Origin of the sequence: Streptomyces sp. NPDC059994 (assembly GCF_042737755.1) — a bacterium.
Lineage (GTDB): Bacteria > Actinomycetota > Actinomycetes > Streptomycetales > Streptomycetaceae > Streptomyces.
The window spans coordinates 1-1,986 of record NZ_JBHWUR010000222.1 but is presented as its reverse complement, the minus strand read 5'-3'; the positions used below and the strand labels follow the sequence as shown (position 1 = coordinate 1,986).

The window sequence follows — 1,986 nt, the reverse complement described above, 5'->3', positions numbered from 1 at the left end:
GCCGCGGGCGGCGCGGTGTCGTGATCACGACGCCCTGGTGAACGCAATGTTCCGGCCGAATCGGCGCTGCCGCGGCCGGGATTGTGAAGCCTTCACCACAAGCCGTGCGACCCGCCCCGGGGCCCGCGGCACCGCTGGTAAAGGCGCCAGGAGCGGGTGGACCAGCCCGTTCGACGGGGAGATCGGCCGTCGCCGTACGGGGTAAGTGATCCGTGCGAGCCTGCGAATTTGCGACACCGTACGCACAGTTTCCACATCCCCGGGCGAATTTGTTCGCGAAGTCGGTCACTATCACGGCCGTTGAGTACGTCATAGATGCGTATACCGAACAACGCCCGGCGACCGGCCGCCGGTGACTGTCCCGACGAGGGGGGCGACATGGAAGAGATCTGCGTTCCGTTGTATGTCGAACTACTGCACGAGGGTGATGCCATGACCCCCGTGGAGGCCTTGATGGCTTACGACCCCGCCGACCCGCTCGCCGTTTCGGTGGAATTCGTCTGCGGCAATGGCATGCATACGACATGGACCATGGGCCGTGATCTCGTGGCGGAGGGCCTGACCTCGCGCTGCCCGGTCGGCCTCGGCGACGTGCGGGTCTGGCAGTACGGCGAGAACGGGCTGCGGATCCGGCTGCACTCGGACGAGGGCAGCGCGGACCTCCTCGCCGAGATCGAGGACGTCGCGGACTTCCTCTCCCGTACGTATCAACTCGTCCCGGAGGGCAGCGAGCTGGACGACTTCGACGTCGACGAGGTCATCCGGCTGCTGCTCGCCACCACACCGGTGCAGGGGCGCTGCTGGTGCGGCCGGGAGTACCCGTGTCTGAACCACGGCGCCGAGTGAGCCCTGTCGCCCCTGCCGCACCAGAGCGCCTCAGCCCAGTTGCGAGGCGCCGAAACGCGCCAGCCGGTCCGCGGTCGTACTCCCCGGCGGAGGGGTGAACAGCACCAGGCGGTGATCGCCCTCGGGGGCGAGCAGCACCTGGCAGAACAGGTCGAACGGGCCGAGCTCCGGGTGGAGCACACGGACCCGGTCGCGTCTGCGCACGGCCACCTCGTGCAGCTCCCACAGCGCCGTGAACTCGGGGCTGACGCTCTGCAGCCGGGCGATCAGCCGTGCCGACTCCGCGTCGCCGAAGCGGCGCGCCGCGGCCGCACGCAGATCCGCCACGTGGAGGTGGCCGTAGTAGCTGTGCTCCTCCTTGGGGTACGGGGCACGGGCGGACGGTTCGGTGAACCAGCGCCAGACGACATTGCGGCCGTGCTCGGTGACCGTGCACACCTCACCCAGGAGCTCCCGCGCCATGGGGTTCTGGACGAGCACGTCACCGAGGTCGCTCAGCACCACGGCCGGAGTGCTGGTGAGCTGTTCGAGCAGATGCAGCAGACCGGGGCTCACCTCGCCGTCGGACGAGTGCGCGACGGGCGGCCGGTGCCCGGCCAGCAGATACAGATGGTCGCGCTCGTCGTCGTTCAGCCGCAGTGCGCGGGCGAGCGCGGTGAGCATCTGGGGCGAGGGCTGCGGTCCCCGGGCCTGTTCCAGGCGGATGTAGTAGTCGGCGGACATCCCGGCGAGCTGCGCGACCTCCTCGCGCCGGAGTCCCGGGGTGCGGCGGCGCGGCCCTGCGGGCAGTCCGGCGTCCTGCGGGGTGACCCGGTCACGGCAGCGGCGCAGGAAATCAGCGAGCTGGCGGCGGTCAGTCGTCATGATCATCATCATGACGGAACCCGGCCGCCGGAACCAGGGACCGTCGGTACCAGGGTCCGCTGGACCCGCGCTCGACCCGGTGCCAGGACGTGACCTCCCGGCCCGTAAGGCAGGGGTAAGGCAGCCGACAGAGCCGCGGCCACGATGGGTGCGTGGAGTCTGCGAGGGGGATCCGCGAACCGGCCGTACGGCTGCTCGTGGAGATCGTGGAAGCGGCGCCGGCCCGCACGGGGGTCGGGCCGGCCACCGTTGGGACGTGGAGGCTGCGGGCTGGGT

At 70.1% G+C, this 1,986-nt stretch carries 2 protein-coding genes; one reads left to right on the top strand and one right to left on the bottom strand.

Features of this window, described 5'->3' with window-relative positions; genetic code table 11:
- The first annotated feature begins 453 nt into the window (after positions 1-453).
- Positions 454-846 carry an SsgA family sporulation/cell division regulator gene (locus ACFWA7_RS39960; protein ID WP_385550333.1) on the top strand — a complete coding sequence of 131 codons (393 nt, stop codon included), beginning with the start codon at positions 454-456 and terminating at the stop codon, positions 844-846.
- Between the two features lie 30 nt (positions 847-876).
- Here ACFWA7_RS39960 and ACFWA7_RS39955 read toward each other — a convergent pair whose 3' ends face one another.
- Entirely contained in the window at positions 877-1,719 is an 843-nt protein-coding gene (locus ACFWA7_RS39955) for a helix-turn-helix transcriptional regulator (protein WP_385550336.1), read from the bottom strand.
- Positions 1,720-1,986 lie beyond the last annotated feature (267 nt).